The sequence below is a fragment of the Geosporobacter subterraneus DSM 17957 genome (assembly GCF_900142145.1).
Taxonomy (GTDB): Bacteria; Bacillota; Clostridia; order Peptostreptococcales; family Thermotaleaceae; genus Geosporobacter; species Geosporobacter subterraneus.
Genome location: NZ_FQZV01000109.1, coordinates 1 through 1,977, shown reverse-complemented (window position 1 = coordinate 1,977; position 1,977 = coordinate 1). Strand labels below are relative to the sequence as shown.

1 protein-coding gene is annotated in these 1,977 nt (G+C 39.7%); it reads left to right on the top strand.

All coding sequences use genetic code 11. From position 1 onward, the window contains the following. Positions 1-122 precede the first annotated feature (122 nt). A complete protein-coding gene (locus BUB56_RS19145) occupies positions 123-1,406 on the top strand; it encodes an IS110 family RNA-guided transposase (RefSeq protein WP_110942832.1) in 1,284 nt (427 codons plus the stop codon). Positions 1,407-1,977 lie beyond the last annotated feature (571 nt).

The following is a 1,977-nucleotide window of genomic DNA, read 5'->3' as shown; positions in this document are numbered from 1 at the left end:
AAGGAGCATTCCTGTAATGAACATTAATGCACTTTGAAAAAAGAAGACCAAGCCTGTAGAATAGAGTTGTGGTGGTTAACCGCAAGAAAACGACATAAATAAAACTACAGGAGGTCTTCAATATGAAGTATAACCAAAATTTTAAGATTATGCAAATCACAGATAAAACGCTGGTAATCGGGGTTGATATTGCTAAAAAGATACATTATGCAAGGGCTTTTGACTGGAGAGGAATAGAATTGGATAGAACCATCAGCTTCAAGGCTAACAGCACCGGGTTTTCAGAGTTTATGGAATGGGCAAAAAAGACAGCAGAAAAGAATGGTAAAGACAAAATAATAGTGGGCAATGAACCAACTGGACATTATTGGTATACATTTGCACAAGCCTTACTGGTAGAGGGTATCATGGTAGTTCAAGTCAATCCGTATCATGTGAAGAAGGCCAAAGAACTTGATGATAATTCGCCAAGTAAAAGCGATCGTAAAGACCCTAAAACAATAGCCATGCTAGTGAAGGATGGACGTTATCAAATACCCTATATACCTACAGGGAAATACGCGGAACTTAGGAAAGCGAATAATCTGCGTGAAGAATGGCTTAAAAAGATGTGGAGTATCAAGAACAAAATGCAGAGGTGGTTAGACACGTATTTTCCTGAATTTCTTAAGGTTTTTTCTGACTGGGAAGGGAAAGCAGCCATCATGACACTGGAAAGAATGTGCTTGCCAAGTAAGATAGTAGGCCACACCGCTGAAGAAATAGTATCTATCTGGAGAGAAGAAATCAAGAGAGCAGTGGGCATCAAAAGGGCTCAAAAGCTCATAGCAATAGCCAATAGTAGCGTAGGAATTAAAGAAGGCTTGAAAATGGCAGAATATGAAATGCAACTGTTGCTGAAAGAATACCTAGAAGTTAGAAAAATCCTAGATGAACTTGAAAAACATCTGGAGGATATTGTATTAAACATACCAGGTGCAGAAAGATTATTGGAAGTAAAGGGAATCGGGATAAAGACAGTAGCTGGTTTTCTAGCAGAGATAGGGGACATCACTAGGTTTAGTCATCCAAAGCAGATCATAAAACTTGCAGGCTTGAATCTAAGAGAAAACAGCTCTGGTAAACATAAGGGAGAAACCAAGATAACCAAAAGAGGCCGAAGCAGGCTGCGAGGCATATTGTTTCGGGCCATCCTGCCGCTGGCTGCTAAAAACCAAGAGTTTAACACGTTGCACAAATACTACACCACGAAAAAAGAAAACCCGCTTAAGAAAAAGCAGTCATTGATAGCATTATGCAACAAATTGATAAGAATAGCCTATACACTGATAACAATGGATGTAGCATACGACCCAGCAAAAATGATGGAAGACATCCACCGCAATGAAATACTCAAGGCAGCGTAAACTATTGGCAATATTGCTTATGAATCATACAACAGGTCTAGGTCAAAGTTTGGGGCACTGAAAAACAGGGATATATATGATAATTAAGTCTTTGCACATGGGCTTGGCTTGAACATTGATAGGGGCAAGAATGCGTTTCCACAATAGTGTGAACCTCTAGCAAAAGCAAGGGTAGATCCAGGTGATGGAAGATATAGAATGATTCTCAAAGGATTTAAGAATGAACCTTGAAAAAGAGAGCTGATAGTCGACAGGAATATATACCAGGAGGGCGCAAAGACGACCCGGCAAAGGAGCATAGTCGACATCCACCTCACGGATAGGCAGGACGAAGGAATTTAGGCTACGAGCCAGCGAGACATGGGAGGGTATGCCACCTGAGATTATGTGGAGAAACAGAGCCGTCATAAACTGAAGAAAGGACGCAGTTTATTAAAGCTACCCATTTTTCGATAATCTTAGGCAATAAAGCATCATAATGCTAAATATCCGTGAAAAGTTCTCTTTTTAAAAAGTGAAATTCTAAGAATTAGTGAGAAATACAGAGAAATTTAAAGATAATAGAGGGAGG